We start from the raw sequence: 22801 nt of genomic DNA on the forward strand, positions 1-22801 counted from the left end.
AGTCGATTCTTATTAATCTACCCTATCGAAGATCTGTTCGCCGATGCACATGGCCAAAAGAAGATCGCTGCACTCCATCTGTATCCCTATCCTATCCCTGCCGTGAAGCTGCCTTAAAACTCCATTTGACTGATGGGGTTCGATGTCATATTCCTCCAGCAGCTCCAAGCTCTCCACATACCCATCGGGATGAACATCGTGGTTCACTCCAGCCATCTCTCGGTCCCACAGGGTAAACTCTTCGCCCCGCAGCGTGTAGGTACCATTGGAATAGAAGTTATAGCCGAGCAGCTGCCCGTCTTTCCTCAAGAGGCTAATCCGCTCATAAGTCCCGTCAGCTTGAAACGTATACTGACTCACGTAAGAAACTCCCGAGTCGGAATTGAACCCGGCATTTTCATAGGTTCCTTCCAGGTAGTCCTGCGGAGCCTCGTCCTCCTTGCAGGAGGTGACCAGAAAGACCGCCAAAAAGAGAAAAATCAATGATTTGATCATGGGAAAATGGATTTGGTCATAGTACACATCTAAGACGAAGATGAGTGGCGATCCGATACAAAAGCTAAATGCCTCAGAGAATTTTGTGGAATCCACCCACACAACGATCAGCGCTTGATCAATCTACCCGGTAAAAAACTCGCTCGCCGACACAATTCGTAGGCGTGGGTCCAATTATTTCACTGCATACCAGCGCGATCGATGTCTTCGTACCAGCAGCTGCTCTAATCACACGTCCATTGAAATCGACGAATTCAGCAGAAAGCGTAGCCGCTTTGAGCTCTTCGATAGTTTCTGCATAGCCCTTAGGATTCGCTTGATAGTTTAGCGTATACGCTTCGGTCATCGAAATCACAAGATTAAAACCTCGGATCGAATAGGAGCCCCTCGTGTAGTAGACATAACCAAGGACACCGCCTTTTTCGGAATCCCTCATCAGTCCGATCTGCTCCATAGTTCTATCTGCTGCGAAAATGTACTGGTTCACCATCCAGATTCCCGTCGCATTGATCTCATTGGAAATTTCATAAGTGCCGGCTAATTCGCTTTGCGGAATTGTATCCTCCTCCTCTTTGCAGGAGGTAAACAGCAGGGCCGTTAAAACGAGGAAAAGGAATGTTTTAGTCATAGAAAAATCAGTTGTTTGACGATCTACCTGCTGGAAGATCGAAATGTTACAATGCAAAAATGCCCCGAATATCTTCCAGGACATTGATGCTATCTGTGAAAAGTTTTAGAATTTGATCTTTGCTTCTACCTTTTGACCTTCTCTTTCGACAGTCACTTGGGTGGAATCGCCTTTTTCAAACACACTCAGTGCGCGCATGTAGCTCATCATGTCGTAGACGGTGGAGTCACCGAGTTGTACAACGACGTCACCTTTGAGCAGACCAGCTGCTTTGGCTGGCTTGTCTTCTGACACGCCATCGATGCGCATTCCTTTGCCGTCAAACATGTAGTCTGGCACCACACCCATGGAAACGGTAAATCTTGGATTGTCGCTGGAGTCCTTGGTCTTAGTAAAGGCCAGTTTTCCGGCTGGATTCAAGGCAATAACCAATCTTGAAATGTAACGGACGACTTTCACCAGACCCTCGTAGTTGATCAATTCGGAGTCATCGCTTGGCTTGTGATAGTCCTCGTGCTGTCCGGTAAAGAAGTGCAGTACCGGCAGATCCTGCAGGTAAAAAGAGGTGTGATCCGATGGACCTGTGCCGGATTCTGAGGTCACCAGCTTCAGGCTGTCTGAATTGATCGTGTCAAAAACAGGTGGAAAACTCGGGCTTGTCCCCACTCCGTTGATGGCGAGAGACTTGTCTTCCTTCAGTCGGCCGACCATGTCCATGTTGATCATGTAGTTGACCGTAGCTAGGTCGATGGTCGGGTTTTTCACATAGTAGTTCGAGCCCCAAAGGCCATTTTCCTCACCGGAGAAAGCGATGAAGAGCACATTGCTTTTCAGTTCTTCGCCCTTCAGGATCTTGGCCAAGGCCAAAAGTGCCGCCGTGCCGGAGGCATTGTCATCGGCACCGTTGTGGATTGCCGTGTCACCTCTGTGAAGCGAGCCTTCGCCACCCATGCCGAGGTGGTCAAAGTGTGCGCCGATCACGATGGTTTTGTCCGCCTTTTTATCCAAGAAAGCCACTACGTTTCTACCGGTAACCCCAGCGCCATCTGTTCCGATCACGGCTTCTTCATGGGGATTGGTAGGCTTCGAAACGGTGAAAGGCTGGAAATACCCTTCGGTTCCTTTTGGCTCCAAACCGATTTTTTCGAATTCCTTGGCCAGATATTCAGACGCTTTTTGCTCGCCTTCCGTACCGATTGCCCTTCCGCCAAGATCATCAGCAGCCAAAAAGGTGACGTCAGCCTTCAAGTCTGCGAGCAGGGATTCATCCGTAGGGGAGGTGGCACAGCCAAAACTAAACGCCCCGGCAACGGCCAGAATCGCAAAGTATTTCAAGTTGTTTTTCATGACTAAGTTTAAATTCGGGCCAAAGATAATAATTGGTATCTTCGCGCTGCAATTTATAACCAATCTAATTAATCAAATGAGATCATTGCTTGTTGTTGCTTTACTAGCAGCTGTCGCCTGTAGTCCCAAGACCGAAAACACCGAAGTCACACAGCCTGAGGCACATTCCGCGGCCGACTCGCTACTCCTCCACCCCGAGGAGATGAAATACCTCAAAAACATCAAGCAGATTACCTTCGGCGGAAACAATGCCGAGGCCTATTGGTCATTTGACGACTCCATGCTGGTCTTCCAGTCGGACTTTGCGGGCTGGGGAAACGAATGCGACCAGATGTATTTCACCCACTGGCAGACGGATGATCTGAAAAACAATACGCCGAAGAAGATCAGCACTGGTCTTGGGCGCACTACCTGCTCTTACTTCCTTCCGGGCGACCAGACTTTTGTCTACGCCTCCACGCACTTGGGCGGTGATGCCTGTCCTCCGGTACCGGAGAGAAGAACTGACGGCAAATACGTATGGCCGATTTATGATTCCTTCGACATCTTCACTGCAGATCTGGACGGGAATATCTTGAACCAGCTGACCAATGATCCGGGCTACGATGCGGAAGCGACCGTCTCTCCAAAAGGGGACAAGATCGTCTTCACCTCCATGCGAACCGGCGATCTGGAGCTTTATACGATGAACATCGACGGCTCGGACGTGAAGCAGATTACCTCTGACTTGGGCTATGACGGTGGAGCATTTTTCTCCCCAGACGGCACCAAATTGGTATGGAGAGCTTCCAGACCACAGAGCGAGGAAGATATCAAGGAATACAAAGATCTCCTGAAAGAAGGCCTGGTAAAACCGACCGACATGGAGCTCTATGTGGCCAATGTCGACGGCACCAACATCCAAAAGATCACCAGCCTGGGCAAGGCCAACTGGGCGCCTTTCTTCCATCCTTCCGGAGAAAAACTTATTTTCGCCTCCAACCACCAGACCGAGCGCGGATTTCCCTTCAACCTCTTCATGATCAATCTCGACGGCACAGGCCTGACCCGCATCACGCATGACGGGACCTTTGACGCCTTTCCAGTATTTTCAAACAATGGAAAATACCTCGTCTTTGCTTCCAATAGAAACAACGGCGGCACGCGGGACACCAACCTGTTTGTAGCGGAGTGGATTGGGGATTAAGCTAGTATTAGGGAGAGTATTTCTTCCCTAGCTTCCGTATTTATCGCAAGCAAAAGGCCAAAGTCATTTCAAGGGTGACTTTGGCTTTTTTGTGTCGATAAGTCGGTTAGGACAGCATTCAGACGGCGGAGTTGCAAGATTCTGACAGGATGCCTTGGGTAGAGGCGTTAGTCTTTTGGAGTTTTTGGTTCTACGAAATACATAAGAATTTCCCCCTTGTTTTTGGCAGCAATCTTCCCCCTGGGTTCAAAATCAAAATAGTCCTTGCATTGGAGAAAGGTGCTGTGTGAGACGTTGACCTTGCCGGCGACCGAGCCGGTTTGAATGCGATCCGCGGTGTTTACTGTGTCGCCCCAGATGTCAAAGGAAAACTTTTTGAGTCCCACTACCCCAGCGACCACCGATCCTGAATTGATCCCAACTCGGATTCGGAAATATTCGCGAAGGTGCTCCGGTTTTTCTTTGCGATATTCTTCGATAAAGTCCCGCATCTCTAGTCCCGCACGGATGACGTCCGCTGCAGTGCCCACTTCGCCAGTCACGCCACAGGCACTCATGTGCGCATCACCGATGGTTTTGATCTTTTCCAATCCGTACTTGGTGGTGATAGAGTCAAACTGTCTGAAACAATGGTCGAGTTCGGCTACCAGCTCTTCAGAGGAGATTTGGGAAGAAAATTTAGTGAAGTTCACGAAATCAGTAAACATCACTGTGGCATTACTCTGAAGTTTGGCTTTAGCGAATCCATTCTTTTTCAATTCATCTGCCGTGTCCTTAGGCAGGATGTTGAGTAAGAGGTCCTCGGATCGCTTCTTTTCTTTGGAAAGCTCCATGTTTCTTACCCGCAGGTCTTTGGTACGAGCGGCAACGCGGAGCTCAAGCTCGTGATTATAAGTCTCGAGTTCCCGATTGGCCTGCTCTAGACTGGCATATAGGCGGGCATTGGCAAGTCCAGCCTCCAAAAATCCCCCGATAGCAATCAGGGTGTCCATGTCTCCCTCGTCGAGCGGGGGATAGAATGGCCAGGCCTCTTTGTCCCTTCCACTGATCAGCCAGCTCTCAATGCTACCCTGCACGCGAATGGGAATCGCGATAAAGAAATTGAGGAGCAATGAGTCTTTGATCGAGGTCGAGATAGGTTGAGGTGGAGTGGATTGATTTTGCAAAAAGGGCTTGGTCAGTTCTCCATCCGGTTCGGCTAGCGCAATGGGACTTGCATCGAGTAGCTGCTGTTCCTCGCGCGAATAGCCCAGGGAGTACTGGTGGGCAAACAACGCGTTTGTAGGATCAACCCGCTGAACAACGAGAGTTTTGTCCATCTTCAAGGTGATGTTGATAAGCTCCAGGATATTAAGGAAGAAGTCCTTCTCATAGATCTGCTGTCCAAATACATCGTGAAGCGCCGAAAGAATGGTGAAACCATTTTCTTTTTGCAGGAGTTTTCGCTTCAGCAAAGACATCGTGGCGTCGCTCCGGATATTCTGTCCGGCTACTTCGTCAGAGAGCTGCTTGTAAAACTCCACCTGTCGACGAAGATCCGCAAGTTCAATATCTTTTTCTGAGTCGCTCATTCGGTGATCGGTTCACTAAATAGACACAAAACTCCCGACCAATCCAAGACTTGCAATGCACCTCCGATCGGAGCCAACTCGCCAGCCTCATAGATGCCCATCAGGGGAAACTCCCCATTGATTCCTGCCTGTACGTACCTGATATCTTCGTCGGTCTGATTGGAATACGCAGCCGCGCGGCCCGAGCAGTTGATGTAAAAGCCGAAAATGATACGGCGTTTCTTCGCCTTCACTTTTTGCATGATCTTACGGGTGCGGATCTCCACATATTCCATGTCAAAACTTCTCCGCATCAATTGGATTTCCATGCCTGGCTCTAGATCCATCTCCGCCATATGGAGGCCTCTGTTTTGCTGATCAATACCCACGCACATCCGGTTGATGTAGCTTCCGGGATTGTATCGTTCCCATTTGTCCCCTGTATTTTTGCCAAGTGTGACAAAAAACTTCACCTCCTGGGGTTTTTCCGCAAGGTCTTCTCCCAAGATGCCGATGATGACATCCAATGCTGGTCGGTGATCCAACTCCAAAATCGTCGCTCCTTTGACCGCCGTGACGGTGTGATACGCGCTCACCGGCTCACATCCGTGCATGATTTGGTAGTCGATCTGGATATCGCCAGACATCACCAGCGCCATTGCAGCATTTTGAGTCATGGTTTGGTCATACCACTGATAGGTTGGTTTGAAACGCATGTCGCCGAGCATCCTCGCGCCAATCGTGTTTGGCAGCTGACCGATTGTTTCGTTCATGCCTTTGATGAAAGGCGTCCCGTAGTTCATTCTGAATTTTCCTTCGAGTCGATTGACGGCATCAAAAAGCAGGATCATTTGCGCGCCTTCCGGGTATTCGTTGGCGACGATTTGTGCGCCTAGCGCTTTGCCGGTCTCATATTCATTGAAGGCGATCCCCTCTTGGACAAATAGGTCAAACCTGGCTGTACTGTCGCCCCACACGCCGACGACGGTCTCGTATCCATCGTAACCCAAGGAGAGGTTGTCGCAGGTGCCGTTCGCAAAACCGCCGAAAAACTTGGTTTTTTCTCCCAAAACAAATTTGACCCCGGCAAAAAACTCCGCCGGATCATGACGTGAGGTACAGAATAAAAAGCAAAGCTGAACTTTCTCCGGTGAAAGTCCAGCTTGATTCAAGGCAGCTTCGGCAGCAAGCTTTCCTGCGTTCAGTGAATTTGCGGAATCCGAAAATCCCACACCAAATTTGGATCGTTGTGCCGTCATGGTTTCGTTACTCCTCTATTACCACCTCGGTGGTCACATTCAGGGGCAACTGGATGGTGTTTTTGATCGGGGATTTTTTGTCCAATGTCTCTTTGGACTTGATCAGCTGATCTACAGTAGCTCCGTTTTTCCCTTTCAACGTCACCTTGTAATGAAGATCCAGCGGCCCACTTGGCTTGCTTCGATCCAAGCCCAAGACCCCATGGATGTCAAAGTTGACCAGGACCTCCACGTTGATTTTTTCCAGTTCCGTTCCGAAAAGTGCAGCATTGGTCGCGATTCCGGCCGTCAGGCAGCCGCAAAGTGCCGAAGCAAGGTATTCGACCGGATTGGGATGCTCATCGGTACCTCCCAAAACCCCGGGTTCATCCACCATCAGGTGAAATTTACTCGCTTCACTGCGGATATTTTGTCCATTGGAAAAAAGCTCAGAAACAGTCACCGATGCTTTGGTTCCGCCCTTCCACTCGGATTGGGCCTTGAATTGGACCTTGGCTATTGCCGGGTCACTTTGGATCGCGCCTACCAGCGCCTGGATATTGTCGAGGTCGACACCATTTTTGACATTAGACATAAGAAAAGTTGGGTTATAAATTGAAAATGATAGTTGGAATATAATTCAAATCCCTGTTGTACCAAAGAATAAGTCTATATTAACTTACTGAAAATGTTTTGGTTAGAAGTCGCTATAAATATAATTTTTCCTACTATGACACAAAAAATTCCGAAAAAAATTCAATTGAGCCCTAAGCTTCATCAAAAGCTTCAATCTCTTGATCAAACCGCAAAAGATGAGTTGACCGATTTAATTTATGATTTGTTAAAACAGGCCAGTACGACCGAACACCTGCTCGCCATGCAGTATTTGTTCAGCTGTTTTACGATGAAAAAATACCCTGAAGAATTCGAAGACTACCTGCCCGATTCACCCGATCCAGCTCAGCAGCGTATCAATCAAATCAGACTTGCTCAAGTCGAAAAAATCAGGCGCTGGGAAGCAAACATTCTCATGGTATCCCGAGAGGAGATGGGGCACCTCTGCTACGACATGAACCTCTTGGCGATCTTGGGCAAAGACCCTTATCTTTTTCGGCCTAATTTCCCAGTACCGGCGGAGTCTTTCCCCCTTTCAAAACCGGTAAACCTGATGCCTTTTTCGCAGGCAGCTACGGAAATTTATCGCTTTTGGGAGAAGCCCGACCACCTGCCGCTTCCTGACCCCAAGTGGGCAGAAGATTTGCCGGCACACATCAAACCGTTGTATTCCATGCCACACCTCGATCCAGTACCCTTTGATCCTGATGTAGCGGAAAAAGAAGCACTGGATTTCTTAAGCGATTTTTTAGAGGGCACGGCCGACGGTGATCAGCTCAACAAAGTGAAACGTCCCTTGCAATACGGCTCGTTCTTCAATAGTATCGAGAAACTCTACACCTTCATCAAGCTCTATTTGCTGTTGGGTCTGAAGTACAAAATCTTGGAAGGGAAAAACATGGAGCGCATCGTGGACGAGCATTATGGTTTCAATATCGTGCTCAATCCACTCGTACTTGGGCAGTTTGAAGGGTATGTGGAGGAAACGATAGATCAGATCATCCAGGAGGGCGAAGGGGTATGGGGGATTCCGCCCACGCTGGGAAGTCATTTTTGGGTGTTTCAGACAATCTTGGAATCGATGGCAAAGGAGGAGAAAGAAACAGGATTGCCCTTTGCCCCCGCGCTGCCCGTCATCTGGAATCCGTCCTATGTGACTCCCCCGGAATTTCACCTGTCTACGCCAGGCACCTGCACACAGACCTCAGTCACTGCGCCAGTCACCAATGAAGTAGCCATCGCGGCGATGCAGCTCTTCAATCAAGCCTATCAGGTCATGATCCGGATGTTGAGTGGTTTTTTTGGTCACTACGAAATCGATCAAACTACAGGAATCAGACCTCCACAGGTAAATGCCTATTTCCAAACGGCTTTCTACCCATTCATGACCAATGTGATCCGGCCTCTGGGAGAGATGATCTGCCGACTGCCAGCGGATGAGGGCTTTGTGCCAAATGGTGGGAAAGTACCAAATAGATGTGCTGGACCTGATTTCCTGATTCCGGTTGATCAACTAAATGAGGGTTCGATCAAAGAGATGACGGTTCCGTTTTCGGAGTTGCAGGATTACTTGGATGCGTTTGAAAAAATGCGAATTTCGGCACTAAAGCTCAGTGAAGCATGTAAGACTCGCGGGTATCACATGGCCTTTTACCAGCAGCCCGATGCCCGGGACTTTGATGTTTCCTTTACCTATCTGGCAGAACATCTGGAGCGGATTTCCAAGAATTTTGCCGCTTACTGGACTGGTCAAATGGTTGCTCCGGTGTCTTCCAGAGGATTTCAGAATTATTCTTCCACTTTTAACTAAGCGCCCGTGGCTACACTTTCGATTTTATTTGACGGCTATTTTCAATGCAGACTTGCGACCGATCCAGACCCTTCCAACGAACAGCGGGGCGTGAGTGGATTTACCTATTCGGTGGCTGGGGAGACTTTGCTCGATCCTTCGATATGGTCTCAGGCCAAGGACATTGAAGCGAACTATGGGCTCAAAGACGAGGCTTTTCGAGACCCGCTTCGGTCCAATCCACAATTCGACATCAAAAACATCCGCGAGGCTTCGCCGGATAATGTAGTGTACAATACTAGAGGAATCGGCATCAATGTCTCTCAGGTATTGATTGACGGGGAAAATTGGCCAGAGATGGAGAGCAAACTTAAAGGCGGTCTGTGCAGGTTTGCAAATAGGGCTCAATCCAATGGTCCGTTTAAAGGCCCCATATTCGAGGGGAGAAATCAAATCACCTCAGACGGAGATCCAGATCGCTTCACGGTAAATCCGTTTTTATTTACCATTTCCACTCCCGACGACTCTAAACTCATACTATCCCGATTTGACCCACTTTCGTTTGAGTTTCCCGATAGACAGCTTTACCAGGTTTTTCCCAATGAGGAAGTAGATCGCAGACTGCCTACCCAACGTTTCGCACTTTCAGCCGAAGGACTGGCTCAGATCGGACAGAGTACCGACAGCCTAGCCACCTTTTTTCAAAATCGGATGCTATGGCTGCAAGGAAAAATAGTGGAAGCTCAGGCGCTGAACAAACCGGCACTGGTGGAAGCCTACCGATCTCGTCTCTATGCAGTCAACTTCTTTACGCAAGCAACTGGTCCAACGGTGCTGGCCAATCGGCTGCTCAGCAGGATTCCGCTGCGGCAACTCTATCAGCATAAGATCAGAGGCACCGCTGCTATGAACCCCGTGCCATTCATGGACATGGATTTTTTCTCGCCCGTTACTACGGATTTGTCCAAGGAATGGGAAATCCGCTACTACCTGGGTCAATATGACGGCGATCTGATGGCTGGCTATTGCAGTGGCGTGCTCGAGATCCCTGTTTCGTAAAAGCTCGTCGATGTGTCGTGGGGCGGATCAAAGTAAGAATCCTCGTTTGGACTCAGTTTTGTGACTCTATCAGTATAACTAATTGATAAACAACCATGAAAGCGCTCAATCTACTCGTTTTGGCGGTTTTCACAGCCATAGCATGCAATGGTCCCAAGGAAGATTCCCCAATTGATGCCCATTTCTCCCCAGATAGTGTGGCCAGGGCAGAGATCCTGGAGGAATGTTTTCAGGCTGTGAATGGCAAAGACACCATCCGCCTGAGAATCCAGCCCGAAGAGGTCAATGTCACCGGAGAGCTGGCATATTTATGGTCTGAGAAAGACAAAAGTTGGGGCAAGATCGAGGGAACCCTAGAGGACTCGCTGCTGATTGCAGAATACACCTTTCTATCCGAGGGAGACACCTCGATTCGGCAGGTGGTTTTCAAGAGATTTAAGGAAGGCTGGAAAGAAGGCTATGGCGAGATCAACGAAGTTGACGGAGTAGTGGCATATAAAAATATCGACTCGCTGGACTACAGCCATGAGGTAAATTTGGTGTCTGTACCATGTGATCAATTTTATACAAGACTCAGGTAAGTCTCCCAACCGAGGCAGTTTCAACATTTACAGCCTAAACTCTCATCACGGCAGATTTTCGCAACATGGATCAAAATCACAACCCTCCAGACTATCGGTGCGGCGTTAATTCTTGGTATTCAATTCGACCCCAAACTTGAATAAGTGGACTTGATTACCTACTTTTTTGACTTTATGCCCAGAATCACCTGATTTGCAGCGCTCGTTGCTTCCTATTTTTGAACCTGCCAAATCCGATGAACATGAAAAGATACGCTCGCCTTATCCTCCCACTTCTGGTCACGTTGGCTTTGGGGTTTTCTAAAATCTATTTCGGAGACGCCTCGAAGAAATGGGAATTCCCCTTTTCCTATCTGCCTCACCTGAATACCATCCTAATCATCATCGGATTCACTTGGTGCTTGTTGGTTTTGATTCAGATCTCAAAGCGGGTTTTTCTCCGGCAATTTGATATAAACGAAGAAGATAATCTTCGGGCACGCAAGGTGTACACCCAGATCAACGTCCTGGTGAAAGTTGCCAATTTCATGATCATCGTGATTGGTATCGGTTTGATCCTGATTTCCTTTGAGGTGGTGCGACAAGTCGGTGTCGGTCTATTTGCTTCAGCTGGAGTGGCTGGGATTATCATCGGTATTTCGGCTCAAAAGGCCATTGGAACCCTGATTGCGGGAGTTCAGATCGCATTTACGCAACCCTTCCGCTTAGAAGATGCCGTGGTCGTAGAGGGAGAATGGGGCTGGATCGAGGAGATTAACCTAAACTATGTGGTGGTACGAATCTGGGATCAGCGGAGATTGGTCTTGCCATCGACCTATTTTTTGGAAAATCCCTTCCAAAACTGGACGCGAACCTCAGCAGAGATTATTGGTTCGGTATTCATTTACACCGACTACACCGTATCATTTGAGGCCATGCGTGAAGAGCTGGACAGAATCCTGGCAGAAACCAAGCTTTGGGACGGCAAGGTCAAAGTACTGCAGGTCACCGACGCCAAGGAACGTACGGTCGAAAGCCGCATTCTGGTCTCCGCCAAAAACTCTCCGACGGCTTGGGATCTGCGAGTGCTTGTGCGGGAAAAAATGGTGGAGTTCCTTCAAAAGACCTATCCGGATGCGCTTCCCAAAACTAGGATTGTCCTAAGAGACTTTCCGGCAAAGGGGCAATCCTTCGAAAATGAAAATCCACTGGCTTAAAGCTCTAAACCATGGCATCGAGTATTTTCTTCTGGCACTAGAGCGACAGCTTCCAAATACGTCCAAGTATATTTGTCAGGAATTGCCGACTCCTCGCTTGACCTGTTGGTTGGATTCGCCGAACTGAATGCCTTATGCGGCAGCTTCAATATTAAAAGCCATACTGGTGTCGCAACCATAGAAATCCGAAACGACCACCATGTAAGTACCGGGCGCCAACCCTTCTGCTTCTCTCACGTCTGTTAGACCGTTACTCCAAGCAATCTTGTAAGGAGGTCTGTCTCCTTCGTAGTCTTTGCGGCCGACGTTTACATCGATCTTAACCGACCCGTCATTTGCCGATAAGCAGGTGGCATCTTTTTTCTCGACCAGATTTAAAACCAAAGGAATTGACGGCTGGATGACTACGTTTTGAGTAATGTCCATTCCCTCCGAATCTGTGATCAGCACGGTATAAGTTCCCGAATTGAGACCAGTTCTCCCTTGAGCGGTTTCGCCAGTATTCCACTTGAATTTGTAAGGGGGAACTCCCCCTTCGACGTGCAAAAAGACACTTCCTCTGTCGTTGTAAGAGCAAAGTGCCAGCTTTCCTTCCACTTCTATCATTAGACTTGAATAGCCCTCGACTCTATCATTCGCCCGGTTGGGAATGTTAAAAGCAAATTGTGCCCACGCAGAATAATTGATCAACGAGCTGAGCGCAAGCAAAAGATACTTTATGCGGAATAATTTGCGATACCTTTCCATTTTTTCACATTTCATTACGTTTTGGCTACGGATTTTCGCCTAACAAGGCCCGTTTTATGCAGTTTATATTTCGAAATATTAATTCGGACAATAAGAAATAATAAAGCTAATATTCTGTCAATGAGTTGATTTCCTGAAAATAGTAGCAAAAATCTCTATTTTCCAAGTGGAAACCTGGGTGGGACATAGAGGTGAAAGAAAAGTAAAAAGCTAGTTTTTGATCAAACCACCTTATAAATAAAAAAACTGTCGAGGTGATGCTTTTTTCATTCCATGAAATTCAAAAAGACCTGAGTGGCAGACCTTAAAAAAAGTTTATTTCTTTTTTACACAATACTCTTTTGGTTTAAAGATCAGTAGGCTAGTGCAGCATTACTTGGCGATTCTAGCTACGGAATCGGAGATAAATCAACCAAAAAGCGTGAACTCTTGGAGGCGTTGTTATTTCCTCCATTTTTCATAGGCTCAAGCCTAAAAAGTCGCCACATTTCAGCAATTGCTCGGGCGGGTTTTCTTGGCCTAGCCCATCAATCAACTACGCATATAAGACATGTAGACGGCACTAAAAGGGTAAAGATTGGAATTGAAAATCAGGAAGTTTTAAATCCTTTCTTTCTTCCTTACGCTAAAATCAACCACCATGAAAAAGGCGCCAGTTTTGGCGCCTTTGTCTAAAATTCGAGTGTTTCTTGATTCCGGATCAAGTCTTCGAAACTTTCCCGCTTGCGGATCAGATGGGCCTTCCCATCCAAAATCATTACTTCGGCAGGCCTTAGCCTCGAATTGTAGTTGGAAGCCATGCTGTAGCCATAAGCGCCCGCATTTTTGATGACCAACAAATCGCCAATTTTGATCTCGTTCAGCTCTCGATGTGCAGCAATGGTATCAGTCTCACAGATATAGCCGACTACATTGTATTTTCTTTTCTCACCGTCCGGATTGCTCAGGTTGTAGAGGCCGTGGTAGGCGTCATACATCATGGGCCGGATGAGGTGGTTCAGTCCCGTATCGACACCGGCGAAGGTTACGCTCGGCGATTCCTTGACCACGTTTGCCTTGACGAGGAGATACCCGGCTTCACTCACCAGGAATTTGCCCGGCTCCAGCCATAGCTCCAACTGCCGACCGTATCGCTGACAGAATGCCTGAAATGCTTCCCCGACTTTCTTGCCTACTTCCATGATGTCGGTGGCGATGTCGCCAGGCTTGTATGCAACTTTGAAGCCTCCTCCAAAATCCAGAAATTTCAAATCCGAAAACTGGATCGCTGCTTCGAAAAGCACATTTCCGCCTTTCAGAAACACCTCGGCATCTAAGATATCCGAACCGGTATGGATGTGGAGCCCCACGATTTGGAGCTTATATTTTTCTACAATTGCCAGAATGGCCGGCAGCTGTTCGATGGAGATTCCAAACTTGCTCTCGCTGTGTCCAGTGGATATTTTCAGATTTCCCCCCGCCATGATATGCGGATTGATCCGAATACACGCCGGCATCGTATTGCCATATTTCTCACCAAACTGTTCCATCAGGGGCATGCTGTCCAAGTTGATCATGATGCCCATGGCGACAGCTTCCTGAATTTCCTCAAAGGAAACCCCGCTAGGTGTGTACATGATCTCCTCGGCGGTATATCCAGCCATCATACACAATTTCACTTCCTCGATCGACACTGCGTCCACGCCTGCTCCGGCTTTTCGGATGAGTTTCAGGACATTGATATTCGAAAGGGCTTTGGTGGCGTATTTGATTTTCAGCGGAGTGGCAGCAAAAGCCTGCTGTAGGATTTTGACTTGGGAGGAGATCTTGTCTCCATCATAGAGGTAGAGCGGCGTCCCGAATTGGTCTGCAAGCGACGCGATAGATACTCCCTGAATGTGCGAAGGATTGGGCACGGCAATTAAGTTTTTGAAATTGAGGCCGCAAGTTACCAATTCAATAAAAAAGGGAAGCTACAAACTTCCCCTTTTTTCGGATATGGTGTAATTAAGAAAACGTAATATGAATACAACAAGGATAGCAGGTTTGATTAAGATTGGAAAATCGTTGGCGTAAATCCTGAGTTAAAACATGTTAAGGGAAGTGCCATCGCTCCGAATCGCTATAAATTTGTAACATGACCAAAGGAAGTATCACCCTGATAGTAGTCCTGATGTCCCTAGCAAGCTTCGGTTTGATGGGCTTTCAATCTTATTGGATCAGAAATGCCATTCGAATCAATCAGGAGCGATTTGACCAAAATGTGCTTCAAGCGCTTTCCGGCGTTATCGCTGAGCTCGAAAAAGGAGAGACTAGCGATGTGCTTTTGAGCAAGTTGATCCAAGACTCGGCGCTGCTCGAGACAGTTTTCAAAAAGATCGATCCGATCGAATTGAGTATCCAGACCATCCCTACCTATTCTCGTCCCTCGATGGTCGATACGATGCTGATGCCCGTACCCCAGGTGAGCCCGACCTTCCGGCGGATGCTGCAGTCCCGCGGTATCGATAGCTCGATTCTTTCGGAGCTGGAAAACTTCTTTGCTTATATGACTCCCGAGATCGCGTCCACGATGTTTACGCCCGACGAGATGCAGATCTTACTGCAGGAAAAAGAGCGGCAGCTTGACTACATGAGCAAAAATCCGGCTTCCGTCACGTACAACAGACAGACGAAGGACCGACGCTCAACGACTCTTGCCGAGATCAATATATCAGATGATGCGATGGAAAAAATCGTGAAAACCAATCTGAAAATCGACTTGATGAATCAGGCTTTTGCCGAGTTGGCAGAAGGTCAGCAGGCTATACTCGATCGACTCGACACAGCCTATGTGAGAGGTTTACTCAAGAAGCAGCTGTTGGAAAAAGGCATCTCTGAAGACTTTGAACTGGGACTGTTGAATGACAAAGCAGATATCGTCCCGATCGGCAAGGTCTCGGATCCTCTCCGATTGAAGAGAAGTGGCGTGCAGGCGAAGCTTTTTCCCAACGACATACTCGGCAAGGACAACTTTCTGTTCATCTTTTTTCCGGGCAAAAACAGTCACGTCTTCAATCAGGTTTGGCTGCCTATTTCGAGTTCGATTGTCTTCATTTTGGTGATTATCTTTTGTTTCATCTATGCGATTCAAGTCATCATTCGGCAAAAGGCCCTTTCCGACACCAAAAATGACTTCATCAACAACATGACTCATGAGTTTAAGACTCCGCTGGCTACGGTCAGTCTGGCAGTAGAGGCACTGCAGGATCCCGAACTTTCCTCCCAGGATAAATTTCGATCCCGGTATTTGGGGATCATCAAAGATGAAAACAAACGCTTGGTCACTCAGGTAGAAAAAGTCCTACAGGCTGCTGCCCTGGACAAGAAGGACTTCAACCTTAAGCTCGAACCAATCAACCTGTCCACCCTGCTGGAAAATACCGTGGATCACATCAGCTTGCAAATCGAAAAAAGAGGCGGAAAAATTGAATTTGTCAATAAGTTGAGAAGTCCGGAGATCGAAGGGGATCCCTTCCACTTGACCCATATCTTCAATAATCTCATGGACAATGCCAACAAATATTCGAGGGAAAATCCCATCATCCGGGTCGAGGCTTGGGATGATACTGACCAGGTCATCGTGACTATCCGTGATCAGGGAATTGGCATGACCAAAGATGCTATCAAGAAAATTTTTGATAAATTTTATCGCGTTCCTACCGGCAACGTGCATGACGTGAAAGGCTTCGGTCTGGGACTGTCCTACGTCAAAGCTATGTTGGAAGCCCACAAAGGAGAGATCCATGTGGAATCAGAACTCGGAAAAGGAAGTACATTTACCATCAACCTACCCAAAAAACAATGAGCAAGGCTAAATTATTAGTAGTAGAAGATGACCCGAATCTAGGGGACATCCTGAAGGAATATTTGGAAATGAAAGGCTACGAACCTACGCTTTGCCGCGACGGAGAGGAAGGCTGGAACAAGTTCAAGAAGGATAAATACGATCTATGTCTCTTGGATATCATGATGCCCAAAAAGGACGGCTTCACCCTAGCCAAGGAAATCAAGAAAGTGCAGGAAGACTTGCCTGTACTTTTCCTCACTGCCAAAAACCAAAAAGACGACATTATCGAAGGACTTAAGATCGGTGCTGACGACTACCTTACTAAGCCATTCAGCATGGAAGAGTTGCTGCTTCGGATCACCGCAATTCTGCGAAGAACTCAAAAGTCAACTGAAATCAATGCGCTTAAGACCTACACATTTGGAGATTTTGTCTTGCACTACGACGAGCAGTTCATCGATGGTCCCAACGGCAAGCACAAGCTTACCTCCAAAGAAAATGAGCTGATCAGACTCCTCGCTTCCGAGATTAACAAACTGGTCAACAGAAGCCACGCGCTGAAGCAAATCTGGGGAGATGACAGCTACTTCAACGCCCGAAGTATGGACGTGTATCTGAGCAAAATCCGAAAAATCCTTAAAGACGATCCCAAAGTTCAGATCATCACCATCCACGGGGAAGGGTTTAAGCTGATCGTGGGGGAAGGATGATTGGAGTATCTAGTAGCTAGATGTTCGTATCAAGATGTTAGGCATACTTTCAGACGAAGCGGAGTCGAAGTCTATACTATTCATACACTTCAAATTTTCTGGATTCGGTAAATTGACTCAAGAAACAAGACTTGTACATCCTGCAGCAGAAATTCTGCAGGATTTTTAATTTTTTAGACGATAAAAAATAATACCGACAAGGGCACATAAACACAAAAATGACACTCCGAAATACCTTATCCTGATTGAAGAGCTAATGGCATCGCTACCATTTTCTTATCATCCCATCTTAAAAGTCAAATAGGAAACTGCAATCAGAAAGCACTCAAAAATCCGATCCAACATAGATCTCTTTGAAAATTATTTTGAATTAAATCCCGAAAAAGGCAGTAAGCAAATTATGTCTTAACTCTATCATAGGATCTCCGCCCCAATCCCATTTCCTTCGGGAAAAGTGACTTTTTCCGGCGTGATCGTGATACCTCTCGCAGGATCTTTGGCCAAAAGCATTGCGCCATCCATGTCGACATAATCCAAGAGTGGAGCAATATGAGCAATCGCAGTGATCCCCACGGAAGATTCGGTCATGCAACCGACCATGGTTTTCATTCCAAGCGATTTGGCCTCGCGGATCATCCGGAGGCCGGGCGTGATACCTCCGGCTTTGACGAGCTTCACATTGATGGCATGGAAGAGTCCGTGGCATTTCTTGACGTCTGATTCCACGATGCAACTTTCGTCAGCCATCACGGGCAGCTTGGAATGTTTGTACACTTCCTTCATGCCTTCCAGGTCGTCTTTGCCGAGGGGCTGCTCCATAAACTCCACGCCCAGCTTGGCGAGTTCCTCTGAATTTCTGATGGCTTGCTCCGCAGTCCACGCGCAGTTGGCGTCGATGCGGAAGGCTGAGTCGGTGTGCTTTCTGAGTTCTCGTATGATCTCCAAGTCGTTGTCAGTACCCAGCTTGATCTTATAGATTGGCCAGTGGACTTCCTTCATCTTGTCAACCATCTTTTGCATTGTATCGATGCCGATGGTAAAGTTAGTAGTCGGGATTTTATTGGGGTCGAGCTTAAGGTATTCGTAGAGCTTTTTTCCCTCTTTCTTCGAAAACCAATCCCAGGCCGCCATATCTAGTGCACATTGTGCAAAAGGGTTTTCTTTGAATACTTCCCGCCCGAGCTCCCAAAGTTCTTCGGGGGTTTTCCAGCTGCCCGTTTCCATCACAGGGCGAAACTTCTCCAAACAGGCCGTCATGTTTTCTATGGTCATGCCATAAAAGGGATTCGTCGTCGACTCTCCCAAACCATAGAATCCGTCTCCTTCCAACTTCACGATCAACGTATCCTGAACGTCCCGGCTTTGGTGGGCGATAGTAAAGGTGTGCTTGAGCACGAGATCAAAGACTTGGTAGCTTAAGTTCATGGCATGATTTTTCAAGGAAAGGCAAAAATACACACTATAATTTCTCTCGAATGCCTAGTTTTATCAGAATTGACTGAATTATCATCCTATGAAATTGTTTCCCCTCAAAAGAATTTTAACTCTGGTTTTCACTCTTGTCGCGTTTACGGCCTGTCAGAGTATTGCGCAAGTATCCTATTCTAAAATTCCTCTCAGCAAGCTGGAATCGGCTTTTGAGATGTATAAAGAACCCGCAATCACCCATCGCCGCTTTACCCACGCCGACCTGCAGCCATTGATTCAGAAGCATTCGGGGGCTTTTCAAGTGGAAAAACTGGGCGAGTCCATCGAGGCAAGAAGCGTCTCTGCGCTCGACTGGGGCAAGGGCCAAACCAAAGTCATGCTTTGGTCGCAGATGCATGGCAATGAAAGCACGGCGACGATGGCGCTTTTTGACTTGTTCAACTTCTTGGAAGGAAAAGGCGACGGATTAGATGACTTAAGAAGTCTGCTCCAAGCTCAGCTAAACCTGAAATTTATCCCCATGATAAATCCGGATGGAGCCGAAGCCTTCAAGCGCAGAAATGCCTTGGACATTGATCTGAACCGGGATGCGATCTCGCAGATTTCGCCAGAGGCGGTGATTTTGAAAAAAGCGAGGGATGACTTTGAGCCGGCATTTGGCTTCAATCTCCACGATCAGCAGATCTATTACAATGTAGCGAACACGCCGAAACAGGCGACGATTTCTGTTTTGGCGCCAGCCTATAATCTCGAGACTGAGGTGAATGACGTGAGAGGAAACGCCATGAAAACCATCGTCGGTATGAATGAAGTCCTTCAGCAACTGATACCCGGCCAAGTGGGCAAATACGATGATGCTTTCGAACCGAGAGCGTTCGGAGACAATATTCAAAAATGGGGAACGAGCACCATCCTGATCGAGTCAGGCGGATACGTGGGCGATCCAGAAAAGCAATTCATTCGCAAGTTGAACTTCCTGATCATCCTAAATGCGCTGCATCAGATCGCTACCAAGGGCTACGAGCAGTACACCACGGAGGAGTATTTTACCATTCCGGACAACGGTTCCCAGTTGATGGACTTGATCATCAATGAGATGCAGGTGAAGGTCAAGGATAAGCGCTATCCGGTAGATCTCGCGATCCGAAGACGAGAGTCCGAGGCAAATGGGGCGTACTTTATGAGCGGCAGCGTGGAGGATCTAGGCGACATGCAGGTGTATTTTGGATTTGAGACACTGGATGCGACAGGATTGGAATATACACAGGGGAAGGTTTATCCCACGGCCTTCGAAAGCGTAAAAGACATCTCGGAAGAAAAAGCTTTAGAATTGTTAAATCAAGGGTTTTTGGCCGTGAAAGTCAAAACAGCAGAAGCGCGACAGCTTCATGAATTACCGATTTTGGTACTCAAAACCACCGAAAAATTCTCCGGAGGCTGGATGACTGGCTCGACCCCCAATTTCTTTCTGGCAAAAGAGGGAAAACTGAGATACGCCGTGGTCAATGGTTACCTGATAGATCTGGAAAACACTAAAAAACAGGAGTTTAAGCAAAGAGTCCTTTAGAATGTTATTAGAAATGAAATGTTTCCAAGAACAATCAAAATCACCTTGGAAAAGACAGAAACAGGGTTTTCCGCTTATGCCAACGATTTCCCGGTCTTTGTCACCGGAGGTACGATTCCTGAACTGATTGACCATGCGGTTGAATCCACTTCTTTCTATTTCAAAGAGGAAAATATTTCCATTTTCGCTGACATCAAATTGAAGCAGACTTTCGGCAATTCATTCCACACTACCGATTGCTAAACTCCAAGTTTTTGGCAGAGAAAACCGGTATGAATCCAATGATGTTCTCTCAGTACGTCCGAGGCCAAAAAACCATCGCTCAAGCAAACCAAAAAAATCATGGATGGAATTCATCAAACAGGAAACGAACTTTCGCAGATCAACCTGGTCCCCGATTGATCGGACGCCATTTGGCTTCTGGGAGGAAAAATTATTTTTCGGCTTTTAATTAAAATCTCAGTTCTCTTAATTAGAATTTGAGACGTTAAAACAACTGAAAATCTGTCATTTGGGCGGGTTTTTTGCATTTGATTCCGAAACGGAATTCAGGTAACTTCCATCCATCCAATCTTTATCTATGACAAAGAACTTCTCCTCAATCGTCTTTGGAATTGCGATAGTCATCGCCTCCTTTGTACTGGGAAATGCAATAATCAACCGCAACAGGCCTCAGGGAACGGTTAATGTCACTGGGCTTGGCGAGCAAAATTTCACCTCCGATTTGCTGGTGTGGGAAGGAAACTTTTCTCGGGAAAGCAGCGATCTAAAAGCTGCCTACGCGAGCCTCGAAAGTGACAAGACCGCAGTGATCACTTACCTCAGGTCAAAGGGAATTCCTCAAGAGCAGTTGGTGTTCAATGCCGTCTCGACAAATCCGATGTACCAGCAGAATTATACTGCAAATGGAACCTACGCAGGACAGACTTTTACCGGATATCAGCTCAGTCAGACGCTCGTCATCGAATCCAAAGAGGTGGAAAAAGTGGAGAAGATCAGCCGGGAAATCACCGAACTGCTCAATCAAGGAATCACCTTTTATTCTCAGCCACCACGCTACTACTATACCCAACTAGAATCCCTTAAGCTGGAAATGATCGCCAAAGCCACCGAAGACGGCAGAATCAGAGCGGAACGAATCGCGGAAAATTCTAACTCTTCGCTTGGTGACCTGATCACGGCCAACATGGGAATCTTCCAGATCACAGGACAAAACTCCGGAGAAGATTATTCTTGGGGCGGCGCATTTAACACTTCATCCAAAAACAAAACCGCTTCGATTACCATGAAGTTGGTTTTTGAGGTGGATTGATCAGTAGCTTTGGGAATGAGAAAGCCAAAACACGCTGGACTCCATCCCCAAAACCTTCATCAAGGACGATACGAACTGGATAAATTAGTGGAAACTCTGTCTGAGCTCCGGCCTTTTGTTTTTCAGAATGAGCACGGCAATCAAACACTCGACTTTGCGAATCCCGAAGCTGTCAAAGCCCTCAATCGCGCCTTGCTGAAGCACTTCTACAAAGTGGAATTTTGGAACATTCCTGACGGCTTTCTTTGCCCTCCCATTCCTGGGCGAGCTGACTATATCCATTATTTGGCGGATTTACTCGCAGAAAGCAACGCCGGAAAGATGCCCTCCGGTTCTAATGGTCGCGTCCTGGACATCGGCACGGGAGCGAATCTGATTTATCCACTTCTGGGATCGGCGATCCATGATTGGAAGATGGTGGGATCGGAAGTGAATCCCTTGGCGCTGGAATCAGCTGCGAAAATCCTGAGGGAAAATCCTGCTTTCCAGACGAAAATCAAACTCCGAGCACAAGCACAAGCTTCGAAGATCTTTACCGGAATCATTCAGCCTGATGAGTTTTTCGATCTCACGATGTGCAATCCACCCTTTCATGACTCTGCGGAGGCGGCTCAGGCAGGAAGTCAACGAAAGGTTCGAAACCTTACCGGAAAAGCCGTTGTCAAAGCGAAACTGAATTTTGGAGGGCAGGCTGCGGAGTTGTGGACTGCAGGCGGGGAACTGGAATTTATCCGAAAAATGATCCTCGAAAGCGGCGAGTTTCAGAGCCAAGTCTTTTGGTTCACCACCTTGGTTTCGAAGTCCGAAAATCTCAAACCGATCATCGGATTGCTAAAAAATGCCGGAGCGATCACTCATAAAACCATTTCCATGGCTCAGGGCAATAAGCAAAGCCGTTTCGTCGCTTGGACTTTTCTCAATTCCCAGCAACAGGATGTCTGGAAGAATTTCCGGTGGGATAAATGAAAAAACTCTCCAAAGATTTTGAATCCCTTGGAGAGTTTGAATGCGCTGCCTTTTTTAGTGGTGGTGTACTTACAGACCACATAAGGTTCTATTTGAATCAAGCGTTCAGCGTGTATTCAGAGCTGATTTCCATCTTTAGTGCTTTGGAGATGGGACAGTTTTCCTCGGCGTCCTTCACTAATTCGGCAAACTTTTCTTCCGAAATACCATCCACGGTAGCCTTGAGCACCAAGTGAGATTTTTTCAAAGTGCCATCCTCAAAAGTGATGTTTGCAGATACTTCGAGTTCCTTTGGCGGAAATTCGGCTCCTGTGAGGTTGAAGCTCAGCTTCATCGCAAAGCAGCCTGCGTGGGCAGCCGCGATCAATTCTTCGGGATTGGTCCCGACCCCGTCTTCAAATCGAGTGTTAAATGAGTATTGGGTTTTGTTAAGGACGGTACTGTCTGTAGTCAAGTGGCCTGAGCCTTCTTTGCCGCTACCATTCCAAACGGCGGTTGCTTTTCTGATCATGATATTAAAGAGTTTTGTGGTTAAGATTTACCAGACAAATTTTGCATCAAATTACAAATTCTGGCGAC

General features: G+C 47.3%; 22 protein-coding genes. 12 read left to right on the forward strand and 10 right to left on the reverse strand.

Annotated elements, in window-relative coordinates:
- Nucleotides 1-12: 12 nt before the first annotated feature.
- The 3 genes from ABD031_RS01080 to ABD031_RS01090 all read right to left on the reverse strand — a co-directional run bounded on the left by ABD031_RS01080 (nt 13) and on the right by ABD031_RS01090 (nt 2470).
- Complete coding sequence (locus tag ABD031_RS01080) at nt 13-495, reverse strand: hypothetical protein (RefSeq protein ID WP_343847944.1); 483 nt, start codon at nt 493-495, stop codon at nt 13-15.
- Between the two features lie 118 nt (nt 496-613).
- Entirely contained in the window at nt 614-1123 is a 510-nt protein-coding gene (locus ABD031_RS01085; protein ID WP_343847945.1) for a hypothetical protein, read from the reverse strand.
- Nucleotides 1124-1228: 105 nt separating this feature from the next.
- A complete protein-coding gene (locus ABD031_RS01090; RefSeq protein ID WP_343847946.1) occupies nt 1229-2470 on the reverse strand; it encodes a M20/M25/M40 family metallo-hydrolase in 1242 nt (413 codons plus the stop codon).
- Nucleotides 2471-2546: 76 nt separating this feature from the next.
- Between ABD031_RS01090 and ABD031_RS01095 the strand changes: the two genes are divergently transcribed.
- Nucleotides 2547-3656, forward strand: a complete 1110-nt coding sequence (locus ABD031_RS01095; protein ID WP_343847947.1) for a TolB family protein — start codon at nt 2547-2549, stop codon at nt 3654-3656.
- Between the two features lie 167 nt (nt 3657-3823).
- Here the strand turns inward: ABD031_RS01095 and ABD031_RS01100 are convergent, their stop codons facing one another.
- Genes ABD031_RS01100 through ABD031_RS01110 form a run of 3 tightly spaced genes read right to left on the reverse strand, consistent with a single transcriptional unit; the run spans nt 3824 to nt 7039 of the window.
- Complete coding sequence (locus ABD031_RS01100; protein ID WP_343847948.1) at nt 3824-5227, reverse strand: adenylate/guanylate cyclase domain-containing protein; 1404 nt, start codon at nt 5225-5227, stop codon at nt 3824-3826.
- Nucleotides 5224-6465: an FIST signal transduction protein gene (locus ABD031_RS01105; RefSeq protein WP_343847949.1), complete on the reverse strand. Its 1242-nt coding sequence runs from the start codon at nt 6463-6465 to the stop codon at nt 5224-5226. The genes ABD031_RS01100 and ABD031_RS01105 overlap by 4 nt, the downstream gene beginning before the upstream one ends.
- A 7-nt stretch (nt 6466-6472) precedes the next feature.
- The gene (locus ABD031_RS01110) at nt 6473-7039 is read right to left on the reverse strand and encodes an OsmC family protein (RefSeq protein WP_343847950.1); all 567 of its coding nucleotides are present in this window, start codon (nt 7037-7039) and stop codon (nt 6473-6475) included.
- A 135-nt stretch (nt 7040-7174) separates the two neighbouring features.
- On the opposite strand from ABD031_RS01110, the gene ABD031_RS01115 reads away from it, so the two are divergent.
- The 4 genes from ABD031_RS01115 to ABD031_RS01130 all read left to right on the forward strand — a co-directional run bounded on the left by ABD031_RS01115 (nt 7175) and on the right by ABD031_RS01130 (nt 11684).
- Nucleotides 7175-8869, forward strand: coding sequence for a ferritin-like domain-containing protein (locus ABD031_RS01115; protein ID WP_343847951.1), 1695 nt, complete (start codon nt 7175-7177; stop codon nt 8867-8869).
- 6 nt (nt 8870-8875) lie between these two features.
- Nucleotides 8876-9907 (forward strand): hypothetical protein, encoded by a 1032-nt coding sequence (locus ABD031_RS01120; RefSeq protein ID WP_343847952.1) that lies wholly within the window; start codon nt 8876-8878, stop codon nt 9905-9907.
- A gap of 95 nt (nt 9908-10002) precedes the next feature.
- On the forward strand, nt 10003-10488 hold the full coding sequence (locus ABD031_RS01125; protein WP_343847953.1) for a hypothetical protein: 486 nt from the start codon (nt 10003-10005) through the stop codon (nt 10486-10488).
- 242 nt (nt 10489-10730) lie between these two features.
- Nucleotides 10731-11684: a mechanosensitive ion channel family protein gene (locus ABD031_RS01130; protein ID WP_343847954.1), complete on the forward strand. Its 954-nt coding sequence runs from the start codon at nt 10731-10733 to the stop codon at nt 11682-11684.
- A 132-nt stretch (nt 11685-11816) separates the two neighbouring features.
- Here ABD031_RS01130 and ABD031_RS01135 read toward each other — a convergent pair whose 3' ends face one another.
- Entirely contained in the window at nt 11817-12446 is a 630-nt protein-coding gene (locus ABD031_RS01135) for a SprB repeat-containing protein (RefSeq protein WP_343847955.1), read from the reverse strand.
- A 414-nt stretch (nt 12447-12860) separates the two neighbouring features.
- On the opposite strand from ABD031_RS01135, the gene ABD031_RS01140 reads away from it, so the two are divergent.
- The gene (locus ABD031_RS01140) at nt 12861-13106 is read left to right on the forward strand and encodes a hypothetical protein (RefSeq protein ID WP_343847956.1); all 246 of its coding nucleotides are present in this window, start codon (nt 12861-12863) and stop codon (nt 13104-13106) included.
- Here the strand turns inward: ABD031_RS01140 and lysA are convergent.
- Entirely contained in the window at nt 13103-14326 is a 1224-nt protein-coding gene (lysA, locus tag ABD031_RS01145) for a diaminopimelate decarboxylase (RefSeq protein WP_343847957.1), read from the reverse strand. The genes ABD031_RS01140 and lysA overlap by 4 nt on opposite strands.
- Nucleotides 14327-14547: 221 nt before the next feature.
- Between lysA and ABD031_RS01150 the strand changes: the two genes are divergently transcribed.
- On the forward strand, nt 14548-16257 hold the full coding sequence (locus ABD031_RS01150) for a sensor histidine kinase (RefSeq protein ID WP_343847958.1): 1710 nt from the start codon (nt 14548-14550) through the stop codon (nt 16255-16257).
- Nucleotides 16254-16949: a response regulator transcription factor gene (locus ABD031_RS01155; RefSeq protein WP_343847959.1), complete on the forward strand. Its 696-nt coding sequence runs from the start codon at nt 16254-16256 to the stop codon at nt 16947-16949. The genes ABD031_RS01150 and ABD031_RS01155 overlap by 4 nt, the downstream gene beginning before the upstream one ends.
- Before the next feature lie 414 nt (nt 16950-17363).
- Here the strand turns inward: ABD031_RS01155 and ABD031_RS01160 are convergent, their stop codons facing one another.
- Entirely contained in the window at nt 17364-18374 is a 1011-nt protein-coding gene (locus ABD031_RS01160) for a dipeptide epimerase (protein WP_343847960.1), read from the reverse strand.
- A gap of 88 nt (nt 18375-18462) precedes the next feature.
- Between ABD031_RS01160 and ABD031_RS01165 the strand changes: the two genes are divergently transcribed.
- From ABD031_RS01165 to rlmF, 4 genes are all read left to right on the forward strand, one after another.
- A complete protein-coding gene (locus ABD031_RS01165; RefSeq protein ID WP_343847961.1) occupies nt 18463-19944 on the forward strand; it encodes a M14 family zinc carboxypeptidase in 1482 nt (493 codons plus the stop codon).
- A gap of 18 nt (nt 19945-19962) precedes the next feature.
- Entirely contained in the window at nt 19963-20187 is a 225-nt protein-coding gene (locus tag ABD031_RS01170) for a hypothetical protein (RefSeq protein WP_343847962.1), read from the forward strand.
- Nucleotides 20188-20524: 337 nt separating this feature from the next.
- On the forward strand, nt 20525-21256 hold the full coding sequence (locus tag ABD031_RS01175; protein ID WP_343847963.1) for an SIMPL domain-containing protein: 732 nt from the start codon (nt 20525-20527) through the stop codon (nt 21254-21256).
- A gap of 15 nt (nt 21257-21271) precedes the next feature.
- A complete protein-coding gene (rlmF, locus tag ABD031_RS01180) occupies nt 21272-22222 on the forward strand; it encodes a 23S rRNA (adenine(1618)-N(6))-methyltransferase RlmF (protein WP_343847964.1) in 951 nt (316 codons plus the stop codon).
- Between the two features lie 97 nt (nt 22223-22319).
- Here the strand turns inward: rlmF and ABD031_RS01185 are convergent, their stop codons facing one another.
- A complete protein-coding gene (locus tag ABD031_RS01185; protein ID WP_343847965.1) occupies nt 22320-22733 on the reverse strand; it encodes an OsmC family protein in 414 nt (137 codons plus the stop codon).
- Between the last annotated feature and the right edge of the window lie 68 nt (nt 22734-22801).

It is taken from the genome of Algoriphagus jejuensis (assembly GCF_039523455.1).
Lineage (GTDB): Bacteria > Bacteroidota > Bacteroidia > Cytophagales > Cyclobacteriaceae > Algoriphagus > Algoriphagus jejuensis.

Coding starts and splice junctions, on each gene's coding strand:
- ABD031_RS01080 (WP_343847944.1), bottom strand. CDS start 495: ATGATCAAATCATTGATTTTTCTCTTTTTGGCGGTCTTTCTGGTCACC.
- ABD031_RS01085 (WP_343847945.1), bottom strand. CDS start 1,123: ATGACTAAAACATTCCTTTTCCTCGTTTTAACGGCCCTGCTGTTTACC.
- ABD031_RS01090 (WP_343847946.1), bottom strand. CDS start 2,470: ATGAAAAACAACTTGAAATACTTTGCGATTCTGGCCGTTGCCGGGGCG.
- ABD031_RS01095 (WP_343847947.1), top strand. CDS start 2,547: ATGAGATCATTGCTTGTTGTTGCTTTACTAGCAGCTGTCGCCTGTAGT.
- ABD031_RS01100 (WP_343847948.1), bottom strand. CDS start 5,227: ATGAGCGACTCAGAAAAAGATATTGAACTTGCGGATCTTCGTCGACAG.
- ABD031_RS01105 (WP_343847949.1), bottom strand. CDS start 6,465: ATGACGGCACAACGATCCAAATTTGGTGTGGGATTTTCGGATTCCGCA.
- ABD031_RS01110 (WP_343847950.1), bottom strand. CDS start 7,039: ATGTCTAATGTCAAAAATGGTGTCGACCTCGACAATATCCAGGCGCTG.
- ABD031_RS01115 (WP_343847951.1), top strand. CDS start 7,175: ATGACACAAAAAATTCCGAAAAAAATTCAATTGAGCCCTAAGCTTCAT.
- ABD031_RS01125 (WP_343847953.1), top strand. CDS start 10,003: ATGAAAGCGCTCAATCTACTCGTTTTGGCGGTTTTCACAGCCATAGCA.
- ABD031_RS01130 (WP_343847954.1), top strand. CDS start 10,731: ATGAAAAGATACGCTCGCCTTATCCTCCCACTTCTGGTCACGTTGGCT.
- ABD031_RS01135 (WP_343847955.1), bottom strand. CDS start 12,446: ATGAAATGTGAAAAAATGGAAAGGTATCGCAAATTATTCCGCATAAAG.
- ABD031_RS01150 (WP_343847958.1), top strand. CDS start 14,548: ATGACCAAAGGAAGTATCACCCTGATAGTAGTCCTGATGTCCCTAGCA.
- ABD031_RS01155 (WP_343847959.1), top strand. CDS start 16,254: ATGAGCAAGGCTAAATTATTAGTAGTAGAAGATGACCCGAATCTAGGG.
- ABD031_RS01160 (WP_343847960.1), bottom strand. CDS start 18,374: ATGAACTTAAGCTACCAAGTCTTTGATCTCGTGCTCAAGCACACCTTT.
- ABD031_RS01165 (WP_343847961.1), top strand. CDS start 18,463: ATGAAATTGTTTCCCCTCAAAAGAATTTTAACTCTGGTTTTCACTCTT.
- ABD031_RS01170 (WP_343847962.1), top strand. CDS start 19,963: ATGTTTCCAAGAACAATCAAAATCACCTTGGAAAAGACAGAAACAGGG.
- ABD031_RS01175 (WP_343847963.1), top strand. CDS start 20,525: ATGACAAAGAACTTCTCCTCAATCGTCTTTGGAATTGCGATAGTCATC.
- rlmF (WP_343847964.1), top strand. CDS start 21,272: ATGAGAAAGCCAAAACACGCTGGACTCCATCCCCAAAACCTTCATCAA.
- ABD031_RS01185 (WP_343847965.1), bottom strand. CDS start 22,733: ATGATCAGAAAAGCAACCGCCGTTTGGAATGGTAGCGGCAAAGAAGGC.